This window comes from Paenibacillus naphthalenovorans, from assembly GCF_001465255.1.
Taxonomy (GTDB): domain Bacteria; phylum Bacillota; class Bacilli; order Paenibacillales; family NBRC-103111; genus Paenibacillus_G; species Paenibacillus_G naphthalenovorans.
This window is the reverse complement of record NZ_CP013652.1, coordinates 2,228,842-2,252,207: the sequence shown is the minus strand read 5'-3', so window position 1 is coordinate 2,252,207 and position 23,366 is coordinate 2,228,842. Positions and strand designations below refer to the sequence as shown.

At 50.8% G+C, this 23,366-nt stretch carries 25 protein-coding genes and 1 tRNA gene; 24 read left to right on the top strand and 2 right to left on the bottom strand.

Translation table 11 applies throughout. From position 1 onward, the window contains the following. Window positions 1-200 precede the first annotated feature (200 nt). On the top strand, window positions 201-2,063 hold the full coding sequence (locus tag IJ22_RS11190) for a sigma-54-dependent Fis family transcriptional regulator (protein ID WP_062408863.1): 1,863 nt from the start codon (window positions 201-203) through the stop codon (window positions 2,061-2,063). Between the two features lie 283 nt (window positions 2,064-2,346). Here the strand turns inward: IJ22_RS11190 and IJ22_RS11185 are convergent, their stop codons facing one another. After that, on the bottom strand, window positions 2,347-2,790 hold the full coding sequence (locus tag IJ22_RS11185; protein ID WP_054818278.1) for an aminoacyl-tRNA deacylase: 444 nt from the start codon (window positions 2,788-2,790) through the stop codon (window positions 2,347-2,349). A gap of 262 nt (window positions 2,791-3,052) precedes the next feature. On the opposite strand from IJ22_RS11185, the gene IJ22_RS11180 reads away from it, so the two are divergent. Together IJ22_RS11180 and IJ22_RS11175 are read left to right on the top strand one after the other, a co-directional pair. Then, window positions 3,053-3,126, top strand: a tRNA-Pro gene (locus tag IJ22_RS11180). A gap of 212 nt (window positions 3,127-3,338) precedes the next feature. Then, window positions 3,339-4,259 (top strand): phosphatase PAP2 family protein, encoded by a 921-nt coding sequence (locus IJ22_RS11175; protein WP_074726809.1) that lies wholly within the window; start codon window positions 3,339-3,341, stop codon window positions 4,257-4,259. Window positions 4,260-4,283: 24 nt separating this feature from the next. Here the strand turns inward: IJ22_RS11175 and IJ22_RS26730 are convergent, their stop codons facing one another. Further along, complete coding sequence (locus IJ22_RS26730; protein ID WP_375162515.1) at window positions 4,284-4,502, bottom strand: antibiotic biosynthesis monooxygenase family protein; 219 nt, start codon at window positions 4,500-4,502, stop codon at window positions 4,284-4,286. 240 nt (window positions 4,503-4,742) lie between these two features. Between IJ22_RS26730 and mtrB the strand changes: the two genes are divergently transcribed. The 21 genes from mtrB to IJ22_RS11070 all read left to right on the top strand — a co-directional run bounded on the left by mtrB (window position 4,743) and on the right by IJ22_RS11070 (window position 23,280). Next, a complete protein-coding gene (gene mtrB / locus IJ22_RS11165; RefSeq protein WP_054818282.1) occupies window positions 4,743-4,964 on the top strand; it encodes a trp RNA-binding attenuation protein MtrB in 222 nt (73 codons plus the stop codon). 101 nt (window positions 4,965-5,065) lie between these two features. After that, complete coding sequence (locus tag IJ22_RS11160) at window positions 5,066-5,587, top strand: hypothetical protein (protein ID WP_062408861.1); 522 nt, start codon at window positions 5,066-5,068, stop codon at window positions 5,585-5,587. A 90-nt stretch (window positions 5,588-5,677) separates the two neighbouring features. Then, window positions 5,678-6,541 carry a heptaprenyl diphosphate synthase component 1 gene (locus tag IJ22_RS11155; protein WP_062408860.1) on the top strand — a complete coding sequence of 288 codons (864 nt, stop codon included), beginning with the start codon at window positions 5,678-5,680 and terminating at the stop codon, window positions 6,539-6,541. Between the two features lie 13 nt (window positions 6,542-6,554). Beyond that, complete coding sequence (locus tag IJ22_RS11150) at window positions 6,555-7,289, top strand: demethylmenaquinone methyltransferase (RefSeq protein WP_062408859.1); 735 nt, start codon at window positions 6,555-6,557, stop codon at window positions 7,287-7,289. 7 nt (window positions 7,290-7,296) lie between these two features. Continuing rightward, entirely contained in the window at window positions 7,297-8,169 is an 873-nt protein-coding gene (locus IJ22_RS11145; RefSeq protein WP_062410955.1) for a UbiA-like polyprenyltransferase, read from the top strand. Then, a complete protein-coding gene (locus IJ22_RS11140; protein ID WP_054818284.1) occupies window positions 8,166-8,762 on the top strand; it encodes a UbiX family flavin prenyltransferase in 597 nt (198 codons plus the stop codon). The genes IJ22_RS11145 and IJ22_RS11140 overlap by 4 nt, the downstream gene beginning before the upstream one ends. Next, a complete protein-coding gene (locus tag IJ22_RS11135) occupies window positions 8,759-9,622 on the top strand; it encodes a menaquinone biosynthesis protein (protein WP_062408858.1) in 864 nt (287 codons plus the stop codon). The genes IJ22_RS11140 and IJ22_RS11135 overlap by 4 nt, the downstream gene beginning before the upstream one ends. Then, entirely contained in the window at window positions 9,619-10,593 is a 975-nt protein-coding gene (gene hepT, locus IJ22_RS11130) for a heptaprenyl diphosphate synthase component II (protein ID WP_062408857.1), read from the top strand. Before IJ22_RS11135 ends, hepT begins: the two co-directional genes overlap by 4 nt. Window positions 10,594-10,743: 150 nt before the next feature. Further along, the gene (locus IJ22_RS11125; RefSeq protein WP_062408856.1) at window positions 10,744-11,523 is read left to right on the top strand and encodes a CheR family methyltransferase; all 780 of its coding nucleotides are present in this window, start codon (window positions 10,744-10,746) and stop codon (window positions 11,521-11,523) included. 88 nt (window positions 11,524-11,611) lie between these two features. Next, complete coding sequence (locus IJ22_RS26550) at window positions 11,612-11,782, top strand: hypothetical protein (RefSeq protein WP_171005810.1); 171 nt, start codon at window positions 11,612-11,614, stop codon at window positions 11,780-11,782. A 200-nt stretch (window positions 11,783-11,982) separates the two neighbouring features. After that, the gene (gene aroC, locus IJ22_RS11120) at window positions 11,983-13,146 is read left to right on the top strand and encodes a chorismate synthase (RefSeq protein WP_062408855.1); all 1,164 of its coding nucleotides are present in this window, start codon (window positions 11,983-11,985) and stop codon (window positions 13,144-13,146) included. A 15-nt stretch (window positions 13,147-13,161) separates the two neighbouring features. After that, a complete protein-coding gene (gene aroB, locus IJ22_RS11115) occupies window positions 13,162-14,259 on the top strand; it encodes a 3-dehydroquinate synthase (protein WP_054818287.1) in 1,098 nt (365 codons plus the stop codon). 3 nt (window positions 14,260-14,262) lie between these two features. Beyond that, complete coding sequence (gene aroH, locus IJ22_RS11110; protein WP_062408854.1) at window positions 14,263-14,640, top strand: chorismate mutase; 378 nt, start codon at window positions 14,263-14,265, stop codon at window positions 14,638-14,640. A 303-nt stretch (window positions 14,641-14,943) separates the two neighbouring features. Continuing rightward, window positions 14,944-16,485, top strand: coding sequence for an anthranilate synthase component I (gene trpE, locus IJ22_RS11105; protein WP_054818288.1), 1,542 nt, complete (start codon window positions 14,944-14,946; stop codon window positions 16,483-16,485). Window positions 16,486-16,496: 11 nt separating this feature from the next. Next, window positions 16,497-17,567: an anthranilate phosphoribosyltransferase gene (trpD, locus tag IJ22_RS11100; RefSeq protein ID WP_418007106.1), complete on the top strand. Its 1,071-nt coding sequence runs from the start codon at window positions 16,497-16,499 to the stop codon at window positions 17,565-17,567. Next, window positions 17,557-18,366: an indole-3-glycerol phosphate synthase TrpC gene (gene trpC / locus IJ22_RS11095; protein WP_054818290.1), complete on the top strand. Its 810-nt coding sequence runs from the start codon at window positions 17,557-17,559 to the stop codon at window positions 18,364-18,366. Before trpD ends, trpC begins: the two co-directional genes overlap by 11 nt. A gap of 8 nt (window positions 18,367-18,374) precedes the next feature. After that, window positions 18,375-19,052, top strand: coding sequence for a phosphoribosylanthranilate isomerase (locus IJ22_RS11090; RefSeq protein WP_062408852.1), 678 nt, complete (start codon window positions 18,375-18,377; stop codon window positions 19,050-19,052). Then, the gene (gene trpB / locus IJ22_RS11085; RefSeq protein WP_062408851.1) at window positions 19,045-20,250 is read left to right on the top strand and encodes a tryptophan synthase subunit beta; all 1,206 of its coding nucleotides are present in this window, start codon (window positions 19,045-19,047) and stop codon (window positions 20,248-20,250) included. The genes IJ22_RS11090 and trpB overlap by 8 nt, the downstream gene beginning before the upstream one ends. Continuing rightward, complete coding sequence (trpA, locus tag IJ22_RS11080) at window positions 20,237-21,049, top strand: tryptophan synthase subunit alpha (protein ID WP_062408850.1); 813 nt, start codon at window positions 20,237-20,239, stop codon at window positions 21,047-21,049. Before trpB ends, trpA begins: the two co-directional genes overlap by 14 nt. A gap of 45 nt (window positions 21,050-21,094) precedes the next feature. Beyond that, window positions 21,095-22,195 (top strand): histidinol-phosphate transaminase, encoded by a 1,101-nt coding sequence (hisC, locus tag IJ22_RS11075; protein WP_054818291.1) that lies wholly within the window; start codon window positions 21,095-21,097, stop codon window positions 22,193-22,195. Continuing rightward, on the top strand, window positions 22,192-23,280 hold the full coding sequence (locus IJ22_RS11070) for a prephenate dehydrogenase (protein ID WP_062408849.1): 1,089 nt from the start codon (window positions 22,192-22,194) through the stop codon (window positions 23,278-23,280). Before hisC ends, IJ22_RS11070 begins: the two co-directional genes overlap by 4 nt. Window positions 23,281-23,366 lie beyond the last annotated feature (86 nt).

Genomic DNA, 23,366 nt, shown 5'->3' with positions numbered 1-23,366 from the left:
GTTTCCCCAAGAATGGAATCGGGCCACGGGGATGCTCTCCGAATTCCGGCAAAACCAACCGGATATGATAGCAAATCTGGAGGAATTGTGGGTTTTTCGCAGTTTCTTTGATAAATGAATACATTATGAAAGCTCAAAGAAAGCAGAATTTATTCCGGCTTCTGACGGGAGTCTAATTATACCAGGTAGGGGGATGGTCAATGATTAACGATAAAGTCACAACCCATATATGGGATCGCTTTGTCAGAGAAGGAGTAATGGATAGGTCCAGAATAAGCAAGCGCATCTCGGAATCGTGGTTCCGCTGTCAACAAGCAGGAGTGAATCCGTCCGCAGCCGAATGCAAGACGATCCTTGCCGGTGATTTACTCATCCAACAGCAGGAAAAGAATGCGGCCTTGATCGACATTGCGATACCGTATATGCAGAAAATATGCGGGATCATAGAAGGTTCGGGCTCCATCGTATTATTAAGCGATTCTAGCGGCTGCGTTCTTGAGCTTGAGGGAGACCCGGAAACCCTGCAAATGGCAAAGAAGTCCAACATCGTTAGAGGCGTAAGATGGACGGAGGATGTTGGCACGAATGCCGTTGCTACCGCACTGTGCACGGGGGAGGCTTTATTGGTAAACGGTACCGAGCATTACTCGAGTGCTTACCACCATTGCTGCTGTGCCGCTGCCCCGATATATGATGGAGGGGGTACGCTAATCGGCATCCTGAACGTTACAAGCCCCGTGCATCGTTTCCACCACTACACTTTTGGGCTGGTCGTATCGATAGCCTATAACATTGAACAGCAATGTAAAATAGCAGAACAAAACGATGAGATCGAGCTGCTTCAACATTCTATTGGCCGCATTCAAAGCGGCGGGTTGGTCGCCGTGTGCACGAATAAGCAGGAAGTCGTTTTAACCAGTAATGAACTTCAATTTTCCGTTCCTCCTCACAGCAGGTTGAAGGTGGACGATATCCTTCAGGAAGGCTACAAGGAGTTATACAGGACTCCCATATCCTCTGCGAACCACGGCAGAATCATTGGATATTCCGTCTATTTTGCGGTTGGTCATCAGCAGTTCACGGTCGAGAAACAACGGAGAACAGGCTTTATTTTCCGGGGGGAATCCGGCTCGAGCAAAGCGTTTTCGCGTACGCTGCGGGAAATGGAATTAGTTGCACCCACCGATACCACGGTTTTTCTGAACGGCGAAACCGGAACAGGGAAGGAAGTCATCGCCCGCGCTATACACGAGAACAGCTTGCGCAAGGATGCTCCGTTCATTGCTGTAAACTGCGGCGCCATTGCGCCGCAGTTGATGGAGGCCGAACTTTTCGGTTACGTGGAAGGAGCGTTCACCGGGGCAAAACGCAATGGACACAAAGGAAAATTCGAGCAGGCCAATGGCGGAACGCTGTTTCTTGATGAAATCGGGGAGATTTCGCCCGCAGTGCAGGTCGCGCTTTTACGTGTTTTGCAGGAGCGGGAGATTACACCGGTAGGCGGTGATAAAGTGATCCCGTTAAATTTCAGATTGATCACAGCAACGCATCAGGATCTTCGGGAACTGGTCAGAAAAAAAGCATTTCGAGAAGATTTGTATTTCAGATTGTTTGTGTATTCCATCACTATACCTCCGCTGCGCGACCGGCGGGAGGATATCCCTCATCTGGTTAGCTATATTTGTAAAAATAACCGTTGGTCCATTCAGTTGACTGTGGACCAGATGCAAACGATGATGCGATACCATTGGCCGGGCAACATCAGAGAGCTAGTCAATGTTTTGGAGCGGTTATCCGTTTTGTCCAGGGGAGAGAATCTTTCCGGCCTGGATATCCGTTCTTTGTTCGGAAATGCATCCGACTGCGGAGAAAACCCGGATTTTGCGGAATCGCCGAATCGTGACCCGGCGGCTTTAAACTACCAGAAGCGTGTTCAAAAAGACCAGATAATATGGGCGCTGGAACAGACGGGAGGAAATGTATCCAAATCCGCGAAGCTGTTGGCCCTGCCGCGGAGTACGTTTTACCGCAGATTACGTACGTTTAAACTTGACCAGCTATAGATTTGCGGTTTGAATCGGTGAATAAGAACATCATCCTTATTCCTTAAGTGTGATGTTCCATCTCTGATGTATTGAGAATGAATGGAGGGCATCGCTATGCTTGAAATCGGCAATAGCGGCTTCAGAGCAGACGGTGAACAAGAAGGAAAAACGGCTTCCAGTCATCAAAAACGGATTGTTCAAATGAGAAACAGACCAGTACGATTTATTACGAAATCTTTGTCCGTTATACAGCACCGCGGTACTAAAATAGAAGTGAAATTTTCATGGAATTGCCACCACCTTAATCCAAATAAGCAACAACTTGATTTAGTTTTTCCAAAGCACTTGGGATTATTTTCAGTGTCGACGTCGGCTCTCCCGTACCACCATAAATAAATGGATAACGGAAAAGTCCTCTATCAACGATACAAGGCAAAGAAAGCACGATAGAGACACTGCCAACAGTGTATCCAGTTATCTCTCGGACTTCTTTTGGGCTAGCCATTTTCAATTGATGGCATCCTAGAATTCCCGACACTTCTTCTAAATCTACACGCCCACGACTTCCGGAAACAATCATCGCAAAGTAGCCTTTTTCCGACTTGAGAACTAATGCAGGTGCTGTCTGACCTGTTTCAATTCCAAAAAAATCCGCGCCTTCCTGTGCAGTACGAATCTGTTTTTCGTGATGAATGATTTCAAATTGAACTCCGCTTTCTTGCAAAAAGGTTCTTAAATTGTCCATAAGAAGGCTCCCCCTTTAGAATCTCTTCGAGTCATATTTTACCATAACTTACCCGCCGCGCCACATTCATGAGGGTCACTAGTGTGGATTGCGCCATGTTTCGCAGAATAATATTTATTTCGCATGAGTGCGCGTTTTAGTATTGCATGGGTGTGCGGCTACGTGCTATAATGAATCTCGCCGAATAAAGGGCGGGTGAATATGAAAATGCAGAATACCTTGTCCGACAAGCGTTTTTGAACGTAAGGCAGCGCGATGATGCCGGGGTATGGCGCAGTCTGGTAGCGCGCACCCTTGGGGTGGGTGAGGTCGTGGGTTCGAATCCCGCTACTCCGATTATTAGCAAAGATCGTTTCCAATGATGTTGGAGCGATCTTTTTTTCTTCCCAAAAAAGTTTTCAGCTGCAGGAGAAATAGCGTAATAACAACGGTCATTTATTAAAATTTCATGAAGACACTGTTTGTTCTTTTTGGTATACTAATCTCGTCTTAGTTCAGGACTAAACACAAACAATTTCATAGCACATGCAAGAGGGGAAGACCACAATATGTCAGTAAAGTGGAAGCGATGGATGGCATCACAAGATTGGGAAATGTACGGTATTCTGGCCTCGATTTTTTTGGTATGGAGAATCGGGGTGATAGGCAATTGGAGCTTCGGCTGTTGGGTACTTCTTCTCATTTGCTTGATGGGTGTACGCAAAGATCAAGTGGACATGGATTGGAAGCGTTTTTTTGTTGTGGGGATTCCTTTGCTTGGCATTTTCTATTATTTCTATGGATCCGGGAATGGATTGTGGTGGAAAATTGCCAACTGGATGTTTGAAAACAATCGTCATCCATGGAATTGGGATGCCTTTATGCGAAGTATTCCGCTGAACGACGCCGCATGGGCCAGACACTTTCACCACCCGGCTGCAGATCGGATTATGGTGTGGATCTATAATTACGGATTTGTGCTTTCCCTATGGATTTGCATTGTCCGCAGCTTCTGGACGAGAAGTGTTAAAAAAATGCTGTCGTATGCACTTTCCGGCCATTTATTGCAGTTCCCGCTGATCCTGCCGTTCTACAATTTGATTCTGCTTCGGGAAGTATGGTGGGTCAAAGGCCAGCCCGATTTGCTCAGCCGGCAGTTTGCAACGCAAAATGACCTGCTTATGAACGTCATGAACTGTTTTCCGAGCATGCATACTTCGATTTCGTTTGCAATGTTGCTTCTGGCCCTCCGCGAGAAGGACCGCCTGTTCAAATATACGATGGTTGCTTATTGTTCGGCGATCATCTTCTCTACCATGTACCTTCAGATACATTGGGTGCTCGACGTCATTGCCGGAATGGCCTTTGCATATGGGGTGGTGAAGCTGGCGGATCTGTTGATTCACTTGGCGGTCAGGCTGGTTCCGGGCCGTCTCAAAGGATTTTACACGAATAAAGACCCCTTTCAAAACAAAACGATGGCTGCCTGAATAAAGGCAGCCCAACTGCAAGACTCAATTCGTGCTTGCTTTACTTTGTGCAATTAGATGTCTCTCGTTTTGTTTCCATTGCTGTATAGCTTCGAGAGAATCCCAATAAGACATCGTGATGCCTAAACCTTCCCGGACACTTTCCACTCCCAGAAATCCGGGCTGGATTGATGCAAGCTTTAACATTTCGTCTGCCATTTCAGCATAACCATGATCCCCTTCTGTTCGTTCAGAAATTTGCAGAGCCTTATTCGACGTTGTATTCTCTATTCCTTGCTGTCAAAATAACAGAACCAACCCCAATAATGCTCTGCAACTCCTTCGTTGCAGCCTCATTAAAACGGCCGGTCAATAGGACAAATGTTGTGCCTGCCGAATATCAACCATGTAATTTAACACAGCCTTTCTCTTAAAAGTTGACATTGGCAAGTTTTTTCTGCATGATTAGGGTTATCTAAGCATAAGTGCGGGAGGACATGACGGATGGAAACGAACCACAATGATTATTTTATCGTGAAAGCAATGGATAACGGAGTGCAGGTGATTGGACTTACGAGAGGGCAGGATACGCGGTTTCATCATACGGAGAAGCTGGACAAAGGCGAGGTCATGATTGCCCAGTTTACAGACCATACGTCGGCGGTCAAAATCCGCGGCAAGGCTAAGATTATGACAAAGTACGGCGTAATTGATACGGAGGAATAATTTTTCGGGCAGGCGGAGGCATAGCCTGCTTTTTTTCGTTGTACAATGATAACAGACATGGATTTGGACGGGGCTGCCGTCTAAAGGAGGAAGAAGGCATAGTGAAATGGATTCCTCGTCTGTTGCTCATGACAGCGGTATCGGTCGCAGTTGCCGCCGGGTTGTCTTACTTGTCCAAGCTGGATGCCACCGTCAGCGTGTTTCGTTCTGTACAGGCACAGCCGGTCTCCGAGGCCAACATTGTGGATGTCGTATCCAAAATGCAGCTGCATCAGAGAATCCGGCGTGTGGAACTTAACCATGCGATCGTTTCCATTGATCTGCTTTCCGTTAAATCGACGGAGAAAGCAGATATTTTCGAAGATTTGTATGAAATTCCCAAGGTGATGTTCGGTTCGTCAACCAATATATATCAGGTGTTGATTCGGGTATTGGACGGCTCGCAGGAGGGAAGCGGAAGTCCCGGTCTGCTCGTTGCCGCCGATGCAAGACGTGAGAAATGGCTTGCGAACGAATCGGGGCTTCGTCCGCAAAACGCGAATGAATTGCAGCAGTTTCTCGATGCGCATTATAGAATGACCTATGCTCCGAAATGGAAGGCACGGTTTTTAGAAAAAAGCTGATCCTGGAACATGCGAAAAAAACCACTTTATGCTATACTAATTCAGATGGAGAAAGATTGAGTTATTTTTCGTTCGTTCGGAGGCTTACATATGAACTCTTATCGGATTCCGGAGATCGCTGCAAAATATTTGGAGTACGACATGATTCAAAAGCATACGGATCTGCCTCGTTTTCCCGAATTTCGCAGTCGGCTGCTGTATGCTTTTCTTGATAAACACAGTGCGTTGGCCCAACAAAGCGAACTGTTTACGCTGGTGACCTCACTTGTTCAAATCGGAATGGATACACACGACATGGTCAGCGTCAACAATGATGTGAAGGAACAGGCGGAGAGCCGTTCCAGACAGCTTAAAGTGCTGGCCGGTGATTATTTCAGCAGCCGGTTTTATTACTTGCTGTCGCATGCAGGACAAATCGATTTGGTCGGTATGCTTTCCAGGGGGATTTGTGAAGTGAACCGGTTAAAAATGAATTTGTACTTGATGAAAAAGCAGCTCAAGCTGACGGCTGATGAATACATCCGCCAAATGGTTGAAGTAAAAACACAATTGTTCTTATCCTTTTCTTCTCTGCTTGAAGAGCGGTTTTACGGTATTTGGCCGGAGATTCTGAGATTGTTTACCCGCTGCGAAGTGCTGCTGCAAGAGATCATCCGCTCCGAAACGTCCCAGCATTACAGAGAGAGCTGGGGCTTTTGGCATGTGCTGCAATGGGGGACGAAGGAAGAGAAAAAGCTGCTTGAGCATGAGGAAGCAGATCAGGCGAAGCTTCGTTCGATTTGGTTGAAATACAGAGTGACCTCCCAGCTGTACCAATTGCTTGACGCCTGTTTTAAGGAATTGCAGGAAAAGCTGCAGGGGATTCAGCCGGAGAATCTCGGGAAGGAACTCAGCTCGATTGGTGAATCTTTTCGCAGCTACTTATCAGGACCGCGGGCGACGCAGGAAATTTGAGGTGACAAGCGGAATGCAAAGCAAATCCAAAGAACAATTCGTTCACTCCGTATTTGAGAGCATCGCGCCCAAATACGACTTGATGAACGACATATTAAGCTTTCGCCGGCATAAAGCATGGAGAAGCTTTACCATGAAAAAGATGAATGTGCGGCCGGGAAGCACGGCGATTGACTTATGCTGCGGCACCTGTGACTGGACGATCAGTTTGGCGGAAGCAAGCGGGACGGGGGCAATGGTCGGACTCGATTTCAGCCAAAATATGCTTGATGTGGGCCGGGAGAAAATCCAACGGCTGGGTCTGGACAAGCAGATCCGTCTTGTTCGCGGCAACGCGATGGAACTTCCGTTTGAGGACAACACATTCGACTATGCGACCATCGGCTTTGCGCTTCGGAACGTGCCGGATCTGGTTAAGGTCATTGAAGAGATGCAGCGGGTGGTCAAGCCCGGAGGGCTGGTCGTTTCGCTGGAGCTTTCCAAACCGACTTGGCAGCCGTTCAAATCGATTTATTATTTTTATTTTCAAAAGATTTTGCCGCTGCTCGGAAAATTGATTGTAAAACGCTATGAGCAGTATAAATGGCTGCCGGAGTCCCTGGTTCACTTTCCGGATCATAAGCAGCTCGCAGAGATATTCCGGACAACCGGTCTAACGGACGTTGAGGTTTATCCTCTTACCGGGGGCATTGCGGCCCTTCATATGGGCAAGAAGCCGCAAGCGGCAATCGGAGCTGGGGGAGAATAACGACATGCTGTGGAGAAAGACCAAAATTTATATGGAAATGATCAAGATCGAGCATACGCTTTTCGCGCTTCCTTTCGCTTTCATGGGGGCGCTGCTTGGTTCTGTGGTCATGCTGGGCAAGCTTCCGACATGGGGGCAGATCGGTTGGATTCTGCTTGCGATGATCGGAGCCAGAAGCGCAGCGATGGGACTCAACCGGGTGATCGACAAAGTGTTTGACGGCAAAAACCCGCGTACAGCGATGAGGGCGATTCCGGCCGGGCTTATTTCCTCGAAGGAAGCGGTTTTGTTTGTTCTCGTTTCATTTATTTTGCTGTTTTGGGCGGCTTCGCAATTGAGTCCTTTGGCTTTTAAGCTGCTTCCGGTCGCTGTTTTTTTTCTTGTCATTTATTCTTATACGAAACGGTTCACTTGGGCATGCCACATTATATTGGGCATGACCGTTGCGCTTGCTCCTTTGGGCGGATGGGTGGCGGTAACCGGTGAAATTACGCTGACGTCTTTGGTATTTTATGTGGCGATCGTATTTTGGCTGGCCGGTTTCGATGTGATTTATGCTTGCCAGGATGCCGAGTTCGACCGGGAGGAAGGGCTTCATTCTATTCCGAGCCGGTTCGGCATACCGAAAGCGCTCAAAATTGCACGCTGGTTTCATATCATCACTGCGGCAGGTTTCATCGGCCTGTTTTTTTTGACCGAATTGACGTGGGTGTATTTGGTCGGGGTATTGATTTCCTATGCCCTTTTGATGTACGAGCATCTGATCGTTAATCCGAAGGATATGACAAGGCTGAATACGGCGTTCTTTACAATGAACAGCACCTTGAGCATCGTTTTATTTGTATTTACGCTAATCGATTTGGTGGTGAATACGGGATGAGCAGACCTTGGGTAATCGGCATTACGGGCGCAAGCGGTGCAGCATACGGCGTCCGGTTATGCCGTTTTCTGCTGTCACGAGGCGAGCATTTGCATCTCGTGATTACGGATGCCGGATGGCGGGTATTGAAAGAGGAGTTGGGTTGGGATGCGGGGCGCAGGCAGGAAAGCCTGAAGAAACATTTGGGCGGGTCTGCCGGTTCCTATGAATACGTTCCTAACCAGGATATCGGCGCCAAGACGGCGAGCGGATCGTTCCTGACCAAAGGCATGGTGATTGTCCCCTGTTCGATGGGGACGCTATCCGGTATTGCCAACGGCGCATCGGACAATCTGCTGGAGCGGACGGCCGATGTGATGCTGAAGGAAGGCCGCAAGTTGATTTTGGTGCCCAGGGAAACCCCCTTGCATGCGATTCACCTGGAAAATATGCTGAAGCTGTCCCGGCTGGGCGTACGAATGATTCCGGCGATGCCGGCGTTCTATCAAGGTCCGCAAACGGTTGACGACATGATTGATTTTGTTGTAGGAAAAATATTGGACACGATGGAAATCGAACATCAATTGTATAAAAGATGGGGTATGCAGACATGACAAAGAAACATCGGGCGATCCGTATCGGCCGCATTGACTTTACCAATGTATGGCCGCTCTTTTATTATTTCCCGTTCTCCTCTTTCGGCAGCGAGCTGGAGGTTATTCAGCAAGTTCCGACTCAGCTGAACCGTGCCATGGCAAAAGGGGAAATCGATATCGGTCCGATCTCCTCGTTTGCTTACGGGGAAAATTTCGAGAATTATATGCTGTTTCCCCATATGTCCGTCAGCGCATTCAGTCATGTAAATTCCATTTTGCTGTTTCACCGCAAGCCTTTGGAAGAGCTCGGGAAAGCGACGATCGCGCTTCCTACGACCTCGGCTACATCGGTGAACCTGCTCAAAATCATTTTGACCAAATTTTACGGGCTCGAACCGAATTACGTTTATGCGTTACCCGAATTGAGGCCGATGATGAGAACGGCCGATGCCGCGCTGCTTATCGGAGATCATGCGATCCGCGCCAGTTGGGAAGACAGCGGGTGTCTCGTTACCGATCTGGGGGCGGAATGGACGAGATTAACCGGCCAATGGATGTCTTTTGCCGTTTGCACGATTCGGAGACAGACGGTAGAGCAGCAGCCTGAGCAGATCCGGCGCATCTTTGATGCTTTTATGGAAAGCAAACGCAAATCGCTGGCCGATTTGACAAGACTTGTGCAGGACGCGCAGGCGTTAATCGGGGGTACGGAAGCTTATTGGCGGCATTATTTTTCTACGCTCAGCTATGAGTTCGGCCCTAAGCAGCAGGAGGGACTTAAATTATATTATCGCTATGCGGCGGAGCTCGGTTTTTTGGATCGGGAGGTGTCGCTGAACATTTGGAATGACAATTCTGTAGTACGGGTGACGGAATGAGACTTTTGGATATCTATGCAAAATTTCAAAAAGATATCAGCTTTATCGAGAAGGAGCTGGAGCGAAGCATCGACGTGGAGCATCCGATCCTTCGCGAGGCTTCCTTACATCTGCTTAAGGCAGGGGGAAAGCGGATTCGTCCGGTATTTGTCCTGCTGGGAGCCAAGTTCGGAAATTACGATCTGGAGCGGGTCAAACATGTGGCGGTACCGCTGGAGCTGATTCATATGGCATCGCTTGTGCACGATGATGTGATTGATGATGCCCAAACGAGACGGGGTCAACTGACGGTGCGCTCGAAGTGGGATAATCGTATTGCAATGTATACTGGGGATTACATTTTTGCCAAAGCCTTGACGATTGTGACCCGGCTTTCCGAACCGTCCATTCATCAGATCATGTCCAAAGCTCTCGTGGAAATGAGTATCGGCGAAATGGAGCAAATCCGTATGTTCTTTCATACGGAACAAACGGTAAGGGATTATTTGCTCCGGATCAAACGAAAAACTGCGCTGCTTCTGGCCATCAGCTGCCAATTGGGGGCGATCGCGGCACAAGCATCAGAGAAAACGGCCAAGCAGCTTTTTAATTTTGGCTACAATGTCGGCATGGCTTTCCAGGTACGCGACGATTTGCTTGATATTTGCGGTACCGAAAAGGAAATCGGCAAGCCTCCCGGAAGCGATATCAAGCAGGGGAATATTACGATTCCGGTTATCTTTGCTCTGCAAAATCCCGCGCTTCGTCCGGTTCTGCTTCGTGAATTGGAAAGAATTGAAGCCTCCGACGGGCAAACCGACGTCACCGATTTTCTGAACATGATCCGCGCCAGTGAAGGCGTAACCCGTGCAGAGGCGATGGTATCTCACTACATTAACAAGGCCATTCGCTCCCTGGAAGGGTTGCCCGATATACAAGCCAAAAGAGACTTGGTCAACATTGCGCATTTTGTGGGGAACCGTTCTTATTAGAGCATGAGGGGACAGGAAAATGGAAAAATCGTTTGCCATGGTTAAGCCGGAGAGCGGCGAGCGGGAGGTTGCCCATTTTTACAGGGCGGAAGCATTGCTTAGCTATAATCAATCAATACAAAAGAAGATTTGACAGGACGGGATGGCGTCATGGAGGATACGGATTTTCTGCTGTTTATCAAGAAGGTGAAGGACTATACGTCCATAGACCTGGCGCAGTATAAAGAAGCTCAGATGAAGCGGCGTCTTACCACGCTGCGGATGAAAAAAGGGTATTCCACCTTCGCGGCATTCTTTGATGCAATGAGCAAAGACAAGGCTTTATTCCATGAATTTTTGGACCGGATGACGATCAATGTATCCGAGTTTTGGCGCAACGCGAACCGGTGGGAGGTGCTCGAACAGCGCTTTTTGCCGGAGATGCTTCGCAAAACCGATAGGCTTAAATGCTGGAGCGCCGCTTGTTCCACCGGCGAGGAGCCTTACACGCTGGCGATGATTCTCTCGGAGCTGGGGGCGCTTTCGAACAGTCAGTTGTTGGCCACCGATATCGACGAAGGCGCGCTGGATAAGGCGAAGAAGGGGATCTACTCCGACCGCTCGGTGAAGGATGTGCCGAAAAAATATTTGCGCAAATATTATCGTCAGGACCAAATGACTTATCATATTGACGAATCGCTGAAAAAGGCGGTCCGTTTTCAAAAGCAAAATTTGCTTGTCGATACGTTCGATACACAGTTTGATTTGATTGTTTGCCGCAACGTGATGATTTATTTTACGGAAGAGGCGAAACATATGCTTTATCAGAAGTTTGCCCATGCTTTGAAGCCTGGCGGTCTTCTGTTTGTAGGCAGCACCGAGCAAATTTTCAGTCCGGGCCAGTATGGATTGGAAACGGCGGATACGTTTTTTTACCGGAAGATGGCGTAAGTGAATAATCGCTTCCATGTTGTTCCATACTAAGAATAAATTGCTTTTGAAAGCTGTGCTTGCTTGCAAAGCATGCTGGAGGACACACATGGATAAACGAAAGGTCATTACCGCGTACCGCCGTGGATTTATTACGATGCAGGAATGCGCGCAAATCCTGGGAATCGATTCGGTTCAAATTCTGGGATTGGTCGGCGAGCCCGAGCATAAGGACGGCTCTTCCGTACTTAATAAACAACCCGCAAACGGCTGGCGCTAAACCAGCCGAATCAAGAAAGAGGCGCTGTCTGACTGGCATCATGCCAAAGGACGGCGTTTCTTTTTTTGTGGGGGCGTTTCTTGTCAAAGGCAGACACCTATACTATAATTAGCACAGGAATGGAGTACATAAAAGCGCTAAAGCGACTAAGCGCGCTGAGGCTTATGCTTTCATGGGATAGGATGAAAGGGGACTAATAAGTGAGATATTTAACAGCAGGAGAGACGCACGGGCCGCAGCTGACGGCGATTATCGAAGGTTTCCCAAGCAATGTGTCCATTGATTTCGAGGCGGTCAATCATCAGCTTGCCCGACGGCAAAAAGGCTACGGCCGCGGGCGCAGAATGCAAATCGAAAAAGACACCGCATCTATTGTCGGGGGCGTTCGCCATGGCAAAACGACCGGAGCTCCGATTGCGCTGGTCGTAGAGAACAACGATTGGAAGCACTGGACATCTGTCATGAACATCGAGCCGATCGAAGGCTCGGATGAAACCAAACGGCGGGTCAACCGTCCGCGTCCCGGACATGCCGATCTGAATGGCGGTTTGAAATACAATCAGCGCGATCTGCGCAATATTTTGGAGCGCTCCAGCGCCAGAGAGACGACGATGCGCGTGGCTATCGGCGGCATAGCCAGAGAGCTGTTGAAGGAATTCGGCATCAAAGTGGCCGGTCAAGTGATCCGTATCGGCGATGTCGAGGTGCAGCGCCAAGACATGCCGATTGACGACCTGATCCGGATCACCGAGGAATCTCCGGTGCGTGTGACGGATAAAGAAGCGGAAGCCCGGATGATTGCGGCCATCGATGCGGCAAAAGAAGACGGGGATACGCTTGGCGGCATTGTAGAATGCATTATCGAAGGCGTTCCGGTCGGTCTCGGCAGCCATGTCCAATGGGACCGCAAGCTGGACGGACGGATCGCGCAGGCGGTGCTGTCGATTCAAGCGTTCAAAGGCGTCGAATTCGGGATCGGCTTCGAAGCGGCGAAGCGCAGAGGCTCCCTGGTTCATGATGAAATCATGTACAGCGAAGCGCGCGGCTTCTGCCGGGCCAGTAACCGTGCCGGCGGTTTTGAAGGCGGGATGACGACAGGGGAGCCGATTGTCGTGCGCGGAGTGATGAAACCGATCTCGACGCTGTACAAGGCGCTGCAAAGCGTCGATATCGATACGAAAGAATCGTTTACCGCACAGGTAGAACGCTCCGACACCTGCGCCGTGCCTGCGGCGAGCGTCATCATGGAGAATGTGATCGCTTGGGAAGTCGCCAGAGCGTTTTTGGAGAAGTTCGGCGGCGATTCCATCGAAGAAATCCGCAGGAACTATGAAAGCTATTTGGAACAAACGAAAAGCTATTAATCGGGAGAACCGGATATGATAAAAGAGCTTACGGTTGATTTGGGAGCACGATCCTACCCGATCTATATCGGTGAAGGGATTTTGGAGAATATTGACTCGTATTTCGAAAAGCATGGAATAAGCAAACGCTCCGCGCTGCTGATCGTAACGGATGAGCATGTGGCGAAGAAGCATCTGGAGCCCGTCATCCGGAAGCTGGAACGGGCCGGGTTCAAGACGGCTTCGCACATTGTAGCTTCCGGGGAGAAATCGAAGTCGCTAGCGGTACTGGAGGAGGTGATTACCTCCTGTCTCAAAGCAGGGCTTGACCGGAATTCATCGGTGATTGCGCTGGGCGGCGGCGTGGTCGGCGATTTGGCCGGTTTTGCGGCGGCGAGCTATATGCGGGGAATCCGCTTCATCCAAATTCCGACGACGATTTTGGCGCATGACAGCAGCGTAGGCGGAAAAGTGGCGGTCAATCATCCTTTGGCGAAAAACATCATCGGCGCATTCCATCAGCCGGAAATGGTTTTGTACGATACAGCTACACTGCGTACACTGCCGGATAGGGATGTGCGTGCGGGCTTATCCGAAATGATCAAGCACGGTCTAATCTGGGATGCGGAGTTTACGTCCTGGTGCGAGGACAATGCGGAAAAGCTGATCGGTTTGGACCCGGAGGCGCTGCAATATGGTTTGTACAAGGGCTGCAGCGTGAAGGCGGCCGTCGTATCGCAGGATGAGCGCGAGAATGATCTGAGAGCGATCCTCAATCTGGGACACACGATCGGACACGCGTTGGAGGCGGTTGCAGGTTATAACGAGCTTCTGCACGGCGAGGCGATCTCGATTGGCATGGTGGGCGCGGCGAAGCTGTCCGTCCGATTGGGCAACCCGGAGCATATTTATACGACGACGAAGCGGATTTTCAAGAAATTCGGTCTGCCGGTTGCCGTGCCTGCGCATATGGATACGGATGAAATCATGAAGGCCATGATGTATGACAAGAAGTTCAAGGAAGGCAAGATGGTCTTCATCGTTCCTACGGACATCGGCAAGGTGGAGATCAATAAAAATGTATCCGCGGAATGGGTCAGAGACATCGTGGATCAGTTGAAACAGGAGGACTGACTTATGTTTGTACGGGGAATACGCGGGGCAACAACAGTAGAAAATAATGATGAGAACGAAATTTTATCGGCTACAACGGAGCTTTTGAACGAGATTATTGCGGAAAACGGAATCATTCCTGAAGAGATTGCTCACGTGTTTGTCACGGTAACTCAAGATTTAACGGCGACGTTTCCGGCAAAGGCCATCAGGCAGATGGAAGGCTGGGAGTTAGTCCCGCTCATGTGCTCGCTGGAAATTCCGGTGGAAGGCAGCCTACCCAAATGCGTCCGGCTGATGGTGACGGTCAATACGGAGAAGAGCCAGGCGGAGATCAAGCATGTATTTCAGAGGGAGGCCAAAAGGCTCCGTCCCGATTTGTCCAAATTGACAAACGCATAACAGAGGTAGTATAGTTGGTATTAACGTAAAAGGTGTAAGTATTGGTTTGAGAGCAGAGTAGAGATCAGTTGAGTTCAGTTGAGATGAGATGAGTGAGCGTTTCGCTCGAAGAGAGAATATGCGTTTTTGCGGCACGGTTTTAAAGGGGGAGCCATGGTTTCTTCGTGTTTTTTAGTGCTGCTGAAAAGCTGTTTACTTTGGGCTTGACCGATCATCGGCTGAATGACCGCCTCTACTCCATGTAGAGGCTTTTTTGTTTTTTAGAGCAGATGCAAGTCTCAGGTGAGAAGAGGAGAGATGGATATGTACACACCGGAAGTGAAGGAAGTCATCCGGCTGGCGAAGGATTATAACCTGATACCGGTCGTTCGCCATTTGATTGCGGACACGGATACGCCGATTCGCGTGTTTCAGCATTTTTATGAGGAGAATCGGGCGTTTTTGCTAGAGAGTGTTGAGGGTGGCGTCAAATGGGCGCGATACTCCTTCATCGGCACGGACCCTTTTATGATGATCCGGGCCAAGAACGGCGTGACACAGATTGAGGGCCCGGAGGGCCTGAGCACGTCGATGGAGAAGCCGGTGGACGTATTGAAGGCTTATCTCCGTGATTACAAGAGTCCGTCGCTGCCGGATCTGCCGCGCTTCACGGGAGGAGCGGTCGGATTTTTCGGATACGACCTGCTGCAGTATTATGAGAAGCTGCCGAAGCACCGGGAGGACGACCTGCAAATGAACGACATCCAGTTTATGTTCTGCGACCAGGTCATCGTCTTTGATCATTTTAAACAGCAGCTTAAAATCATCGCCAATGTTCATGTCCCCCCGCACGGCACGGATAGCGAGATTATTCAAGCTTACGAAGCGGCTTGCGCCAAAATTGATGCCACGATCGAACGTTTGAAGCGTCCTTTGCCCGCCATGTCCATGACGAATCGGGCGATACCGGACGAAGTCGATTTGGGCGAAGTGAAGTCCAACCTGACGAAGGAGCAGTTTATTTCAAATGTGAATCGGGCGAAGGAATATATTCGTGCCGGAGATATTTTTCAAGTGGTGCTTTCCCAACGCTTTGAGATTGAAACGGACGTATCTCCGCTTCATGTTTACCGCATCCTGCGGACAATGAATCCGTCTCCGTATATGTATTGTCTCAAAATGGACGACGAAGTCATTGTCGGCACTTCTCCGGAGCTTCTTGTCCGGGTCGAGGATGAGAGAGTGGAGACCCGTCCTATTGCGGGAACCCGTCCCCGCGGGCGGACGCCGGAAGAGGATCTACTGCTGGAGAAGGAGTTGCTGGCCGATGAAAAGGAGCGGGCGGAGCATTTGATGCTCGTCGACCTGGGACGCAACGATATCGGCCGCGTAGCGGAATTCGGGACAGTCAAATGCGACACGTTCATGGAAATCGAACGGTATTCTCATGTCATGCACATCGTTTCCAACGTTTCCGGCCAGTTGGCCGCCGACAAGGATTTCTACGATGCGTTCATTTCCTGCCTGCCGGCGGGCACCGTGTCGGGGGCTCCGAAACTGAGAGCGATGGAGATCATCGCGGAACTGGAAAACGAAGCGCGCGGTGCATATGCGGGAGCGATCGGATATCTTGGCTTCTCCGGCAATCTTGATACGTGCATCACGATTCGGACGATCATCTTCAAAAACGGCAAAGCATATGCACAAGCGGGAGCGGGCATCGTATGGGATTCGATTCCGGAGAACGAGTACGAGGAAACGGTGAATAAAGCCAAACCGCTGCTGAAGTCGATTCGGACAGCCGAGGCGGCATTCGCAACCAAGTCGAGCGAATATGTGCCGATCAACCACGATTATTATCAATAAGCATAATGGGGATGACCCATCATGGGGAGGCGAGTACGTTGGACCAACAGCAATTGACTGTACAGCAAGCGATTCATAAAATTGTCGGACAATCGAACTTGACACGGGCGGAGGCGCGGGATGTCATGTCTCACATCATGGAAGGAGGGGCCACGCCGACGCAGATCGGAGCCATGCTTACCGGACTTCGCATGAAAGGCGAGACGATTGAGGAAATCACCGGGTTCGCCGAGACCATGCGCGCCAAAGCCAATCGTGTACAAACGAGACGGGAGAATTTATTGGATACGTGCGGAACCGGAGGAGACGGAGCCGACACCTTTAATATCTCTACGACGGCGGCGATTGTAGCCGCGGCGGGGGGCGTCCGGGTGGCGAAGCATGGAAACCGGGCGATGTCGAGCAAAAGCGGCAGTGCGGATGTGCTCGAAGCACTCGGAGTCAACATCCAGTTAAACGAGACCCAGGCGGCTCGCTGCCTTGAGGAGGTCGGCATTTGCTTCATGTTCGCGCAGCTGTATCATCAATCGATGAAGCATGTGGCTGCATCCAGAAGAGAGCTTGGCTTCCGCACGGTGTTCAACCTGCTTGGACCGCTCACGAATCCGGCGGGTGCTGACCGGCAGGTACTGGGTGTGTTTGATCGCGGCAAGACAGAAACGATCGCTCATGTGATGCTGGCCCTGGGCGTGAAACGCTCCTTGGTGGTCGCCAGCCTGGACGGGCTTGACGAGATCAGCATTTCGGATGCGACCCAGGTGACGGAGCTGAAGGACGGCGGCATCCGTACGTTTGAAATCACTCCGGAAGAGCTGGGGCTGAAGGTATACAGCCTCAAGGACGTCGTGGGCGGGGACGCAGCGGTGAATGCGGAGATCATCCGCGGCATCTTTTCCGGCGCGCCGGGTGCCTGCAGGGATGTTGTGCTGGCCAACGCCGGCGCATGCTTCTATGTGACCGGCTTCAGCGAAACGCTGCCGGAAGGCGTGAAGCTGGCGGCTCAAGTCATCGATTCCGGCAAAGCGAAGGAAAAGCTGGAGCAGTTAGTCCAATATACGGGAGAAGTGAGCCATGTTTCTTGATCGTATTGTCATGACCAAAAAACGGGAAGTTGAACAGCTGAAAGAGAGCATCAACATAGCCGCAATGGAGAAGCGCATTGCCGGGCTTCCCGATTGCCTCGGATTTGAGCGGGCGCTGAGCTCCGGACGCAAACGTTCCATGGGGCTGATTGCGGAGGTAAAAAAAGCATCCCCGTCCAAAGGATTGATTCGCGATGATTTCGAGCCTGTCCGGCTGGCGAAGGCTTACGAGCAGGCCGGGACGGATTGCATCTCGGTTTTGACCGACGTTCAGTACTTTCAGGGCGCTAACGATTACTTAACCAGGGTACGTGAAGCCGTGCAGGTGCCTTTATTGCGTAAAGATTTTACGATCGACCCTCATCAAATCTATGAAGCGCGCTGCATCGGCGCCGATGCGATTCTGCTGATCGCCGCTATACTGACGACGAAGCAAATGAAAGAATTCCATACGATTGCCAAAGATCTCGGGATGGATGTTCTGATCGAGGTTCATGACCGGGAAGAGCTGGAGCGTGTGTTGGAGCTCAACCCGACGATGATCGGGATCAACAACCGCAATCTCAAAACCTTCGTCACCGATCTGGCAACGACGGAGGAGCTGGTAAAGCATATTCCTAAAGGGGTTACCGTCGTTAGCGAGAGCGGTATATCCAAGCCGGAGGAAATCGATTGGCTGCTTTCGGCCGGTGCCCATGCGGTGCTGGTGGGCGAGCATTTTATGCGCCAGCCGGATGTATCTGCTGCGGTTCACGGATTGCTGGGAGCTTACGCCGATGCAGAAGCGGTCAAGGAGTGAAGTATCCGATGGTCAGCGTTAAAATATGCGGGCTGCAAACAGAGGAAATGGCAAAGCAGGTTGCCGGTCTGCCCGTTGATTATATCGGCTTTGTATTCGCAAGAAGCAAACGTCAGGTCACTCCGGGCCAAGCCGCAGCGATGCTCCGCGCGATCCGGACGGCGGAGCACCGGCCGCAGGCCGTGGGTGTCTTTGTCAATCCGGGCCTGGATGAGCTGGAAGCCGTGCTCCGCGAGGCGGCGCTTGACGTTGTTCAGCTTCACGGCCAGGAGAGCCCGGAGTTTTGCCGATCCGTGAAAAAATGGTTTCCGGGCGTCAAAGTGTTTAAAGTGATGGCGATTTCCGCGGCCATGTCATCGGAGAATGCAACAGCGTCCGTCCGCGGCAGCCTGGAGCCTTATCGCGGTTTGGTAGACGGCATGCTGCTGGATACATTCGACCCGATGTACGGCGGCGGATCCGGCAAGACCTTTGCCTGGGAAACGATTCCTCCCTATCAGCAATGGTGCCGTGAAGCGGGTATTCCTCTTCTGGTGGCCGGCGGACTTCAGCCTGACAATGTACGGGGGCTGATCGATCGCTACGCTCCTGACGGTGTGGATGTGTCCAGCGGCGTAGAGGTCGACGGAGTAAAAGATATCGGAAAAATTACGACTTTTGTCGAAAGGGTGAAATCGATTGTTTAACGGACCGGATGAGTATGGCCGATTCGGCAAATTCGGCGGGCGGTATGTGCCGGAAACGCTGATGAACGCATTGATCGAGCTGGAGGAAGCTTTTAAGAAGTATGCCAAAGACGAGAAATTTCAGGAAGAGCTGAATTATTGGCTTCATCGTTATTCCGGACGGCCGACCTCGCTTTATTATGCCGGGCGTCTGACGGAGCATTTGGGCGGCGCGAAGATCTACCTGAAGCGGGAGGATTTAAACCACACCGGGGCGCACAAAATCAATAATGCGCTCGGTCAGGGGCTTTTGGCCAAATGGATGGGCAAAACCAAAATTATCGCCGAAACCGGCGCTGGCCAGCATGGCGTGGCGACAGCTACGGTTGCCGCCCTGATGGGATTTGAGTGCAAGGTGTTTATGGGTGAAGAAGATATGAAGCGCCAGCAGCTGAACGTATTCAGGATGAATCTGCTTGGCACGGAAGTCGTGCCAGTCACCTCGGGCACGAGAACATTGAAGGATGCGTGCAATGAGACCCTTCGCTATTGGGTCAGCCATGTAGACGATACCTTCTATATCCTTGGTTCGGCAACAGGACCGCACCCATACCCGATGATGGTCCGCGACTTCCAGCGCATTATCGGCGATGAAACGCGCAAGCAGATTCTTGAGCGGGAAGGCCGGCTGCCGGATACGGTCATTGCTGCCGTAGGCGGCGGGAGCAATGCGATCGGCATGTTTTATCCTTTCCTGAATGACGAGAGCGTTCGGTTAATCGGCGTTGAAGCGGCAGGGCGCGGTGTGGAGACCGATAAACACGCCGCCACGATGACCAAAGGAAGCAAGGGCGTATTCCAGGGCTCCTACAGCTATCTTCTGCAGGATGAGTACGGACAAGTGCAGGAGGCTCATTCCATCTCCGCCGGCCTTGATTATCCGGGGATCGGACCGGAGCATTCGTATCTGAAGGATACCGGGCGTGCCGAATATATCCCGATTACCGACCGGGAAGCGCTCGATGCGCTGCAGCTGCTCAGCCGCAAGGAAGGCATCATACCGGCGCTGGAGAGCGCCCATGCGATAGCCGAGACGATTAAGCGGGCTCCGGCCATGGGCAAAGATCAAATTATTGTTGTCAGTCTCTCCGGGCGCGGAGATAAAGACGTCGAAGCCATCATGAGTTATTTAGGAGGAAATGCCGATGAATCGCATTGACCGGAAGTTTGCCGAACTGCGGGAGCAACAAAAACCGGCCTTTATTCCTTTCCTGACGATCGGGGATCCGGACGTGCGGACCTCGATTGATGTGATCAAGGAGCTTGAAAAAGCGGGAGCGGCTATGGTGGAATTAGGCGTACCTTACTCGGATCCTCTTGCCGACGGTCCCGTCATTCAACGTTCTTCCATGAGGGCCTTGAAAGCGAACCGCATCACCATCCTGGATTGCATCTCCGCTGCCAAACAAGCGCGCAGCGAGGGGTGCGAATTGCCGTTTATATTGTTCACTTATTTCAATCCTGTACTTCAAACGGGGCTTGACCGGATTTTTTCACTTCTTCAGGAAAGCGACATCAGCGGTCTGATCATTCCGGATTTGCCTATGGAGGAGGATGAAGAGGTCCGGGCGTTAGCCAAGAAGCACGGGATTCATTTGATTCCGCTAGTAGCTCCGACCTCCAGGGAGCGGGTGCAGAAAATCGCCTCGCGGGCAAGCGGTTTTGTGTACTGTGTATCTTCGCTTGGCGTGACGGGGACGCGGACGGAGTTTCACAGCGGCGTGGATGAGTTCCTGCAAACGGTAAAAGCCTCGACGAATCTTCCCATTGCGATCGGCTTCGGTATTTCCACCCCAGAGCAGTATGCCCGATTTGCCAAGACCTGTGACGGCATTGTCGTGGGCAGCGCCTTGGTGAAAAAAGTGGAAGAAGCGCTGCCGCTGCTGACACAAGATGTAACAAAATCACAAGGCCTCTTGCAAATTAATGAATTTGTGCGAAAATTGATGGGTAACTGATTTCATATTTCTGCTCATCAATCTTATAACGAGGTGACTACCGAAGTGCAGCCTAAACAAAATATTTTACATCTTCCGGTGTATCAACCGGGAAAACCGATCAGCGAAGTCAAGCGGGAGCTGGGGCTTACTGATGTCATCAAGCTGGCCTCCAACGAGAACCCGTTCGGATGCTCTCCGAAAGCGAAAGAAGCCATTGTTTCATTGCTCGATCAAGTCAGCATTTATCCGGACGGCGGAGCCGTAGACCTGACGCATGCAGTAGCTGAGCACTACGGCGTAAAGCCGAATCAAATCATATTCGGCGCCGGCTCGGACGAGGTGATTCTGATGATCGCGCGCGCTTTTTTAACGCCGAATGATGAAACGATATCCGCGTTTCCGACGTTCCCCCAGTACAAGCATAACGCGGAAATCGAAGGGGCTACCTTTATCGAAGTTCCCGTGGATGAAAACGGAAAGCACGATCTGAAGGCCATGCTCGCCAAAGTAAACGAACGTACCAAGATCGTTTGGATCTGCAACCCGAACAATCCGACGGGCACCATGTTAAGCGAACGGGAAATCGTATCCTTCATTGAATCCGTTCCAAATCATGTCATGGTCGTTCTCGACGAAGCCTATGCCGAGTACACCGTCAACGAAGAGTATCCGGACAGCATTTCGCTGCTGAATAAATACAAAAATATTGTGGTGCTGCGCACGTTCTCCAAAATATACGGATTGGCCTCCCTGCGCATCGGCTTTGGCATTGGACATCCGGATGTGGTTCGTTCGATTAACCAGGTGCGTGAGCCTTTCAATACCACGAGCTTTGCACAGAAGGCGGGGCTTGCCGCATTGCAGGATCACGAGTTTATCCGCACGTGCCGTGAGGCAAACGCCGCCGGTATCCGGCAAGTGACAGCGGAATTGGATAAGCTGGGCCTGCCGTATTTTGAGGCTCATGGGAATTTTATCATGATCGATGTGAAGCGTCCGGGTCAAGCGGTATTTCAGGGCTTGCTTCAGAGAGGCATCATTGTTCGTCATGACCCGGGCTGGGGCTATCCGACCAAGATCCGCGTAACGGTAGGCAGCGAGGAGCAAAACCGTAAATTCCTTGAGGCGCTGGAGCAAGTATTGAGCGAAGTGGCGGTTTCATGACCAAAATTGCAATATACGGCGTAGGGCTGATCGGTGGATCGCTCGCCCTGTGCTTCAAAGGAAAACCGGGGTTGACGGTCGTCGGTCATTCCGGCAATCCGAGTTCCGTAGAAAAGTATTTGAAACGTGAAGTGGTCGATTATGCTACCACTTCCTTCGAGGAAGCCGCAGAAGGCGCGGATTTTATTTTTCTGTGCGTTCCTGTAGGGAATTTGGAAGAGTACTTGACCAGGCTGTCCAAGCTTCCTCTAAAGCCGGGCTGTGTCATCACCGATGTGGGCAGCACGAAAGCGTCTGTGGCGGAATATGCGTCAAGGCTGAACCTGCAAGGCGTATCCTTTATCGGAGGCCACCCTATGGCCGGCAAGGAAAAGTCCGGGGTCGAAGCGGCAACCTCTCGGTTGTTCGAGAATGCGTTCTACGTTTTGACACCGGACAAGGATACCCCCGAAGAGGCATACACCCGCTTGACCGACCTGCTCCAATGGACCCGGGCGCACATTGTGAAGGTGGATGCCAGGCTTCACGATGAAATCGTAGGCGCTATCAGTCATCTGCCGCATATTATTGCCGTTGCTCTCGTGAATCAGGTGGCGCGCTACAATGAATCGAACGAGCTTTATCAGAATTTGGCCGCGGGCGGTTTCCGCGACATTACCCGGATTGCTTCCAGTGATCCGATCATATGGCGGGATATTCTGATCAGCAACAAAACCGTGATGCTGAATTTGCTCAAGGATTGGAATGAAGAAGTCGGAAGATTCATCAAGCTGCTGGAGACCGGCAACGGCGAAGGGATCGAGCAGGAGTTTCATAAGGCAAACCAATTCCGCGGAGGTTTGCCGGAACGCCGCAAGGGAGTCATCCACTCCTTTTACGATATTTATGTCGATGTTCCGGATCACCCGGGCGTCATCGGTCAAATTACCATGCTGCTCGGCAGCCATCGTGTGAACTTGAGCAACATTCAGATTATCGAAAGCAGGGAAGACGTTCCAGGCGTTTTGAGATTATCGTTCCGGGAGGAATACGATATGGATAAAGCGCTGGAGCTGCTGAAAAAAGATTACACGGTTCACGTGTAATCTTTTTTTTAAAACTGGCAGGAAACGTTTTCAAAAAAACGTTGACTTTTTGTAAACGGATACATATAATAAAAGTACAGTATGGT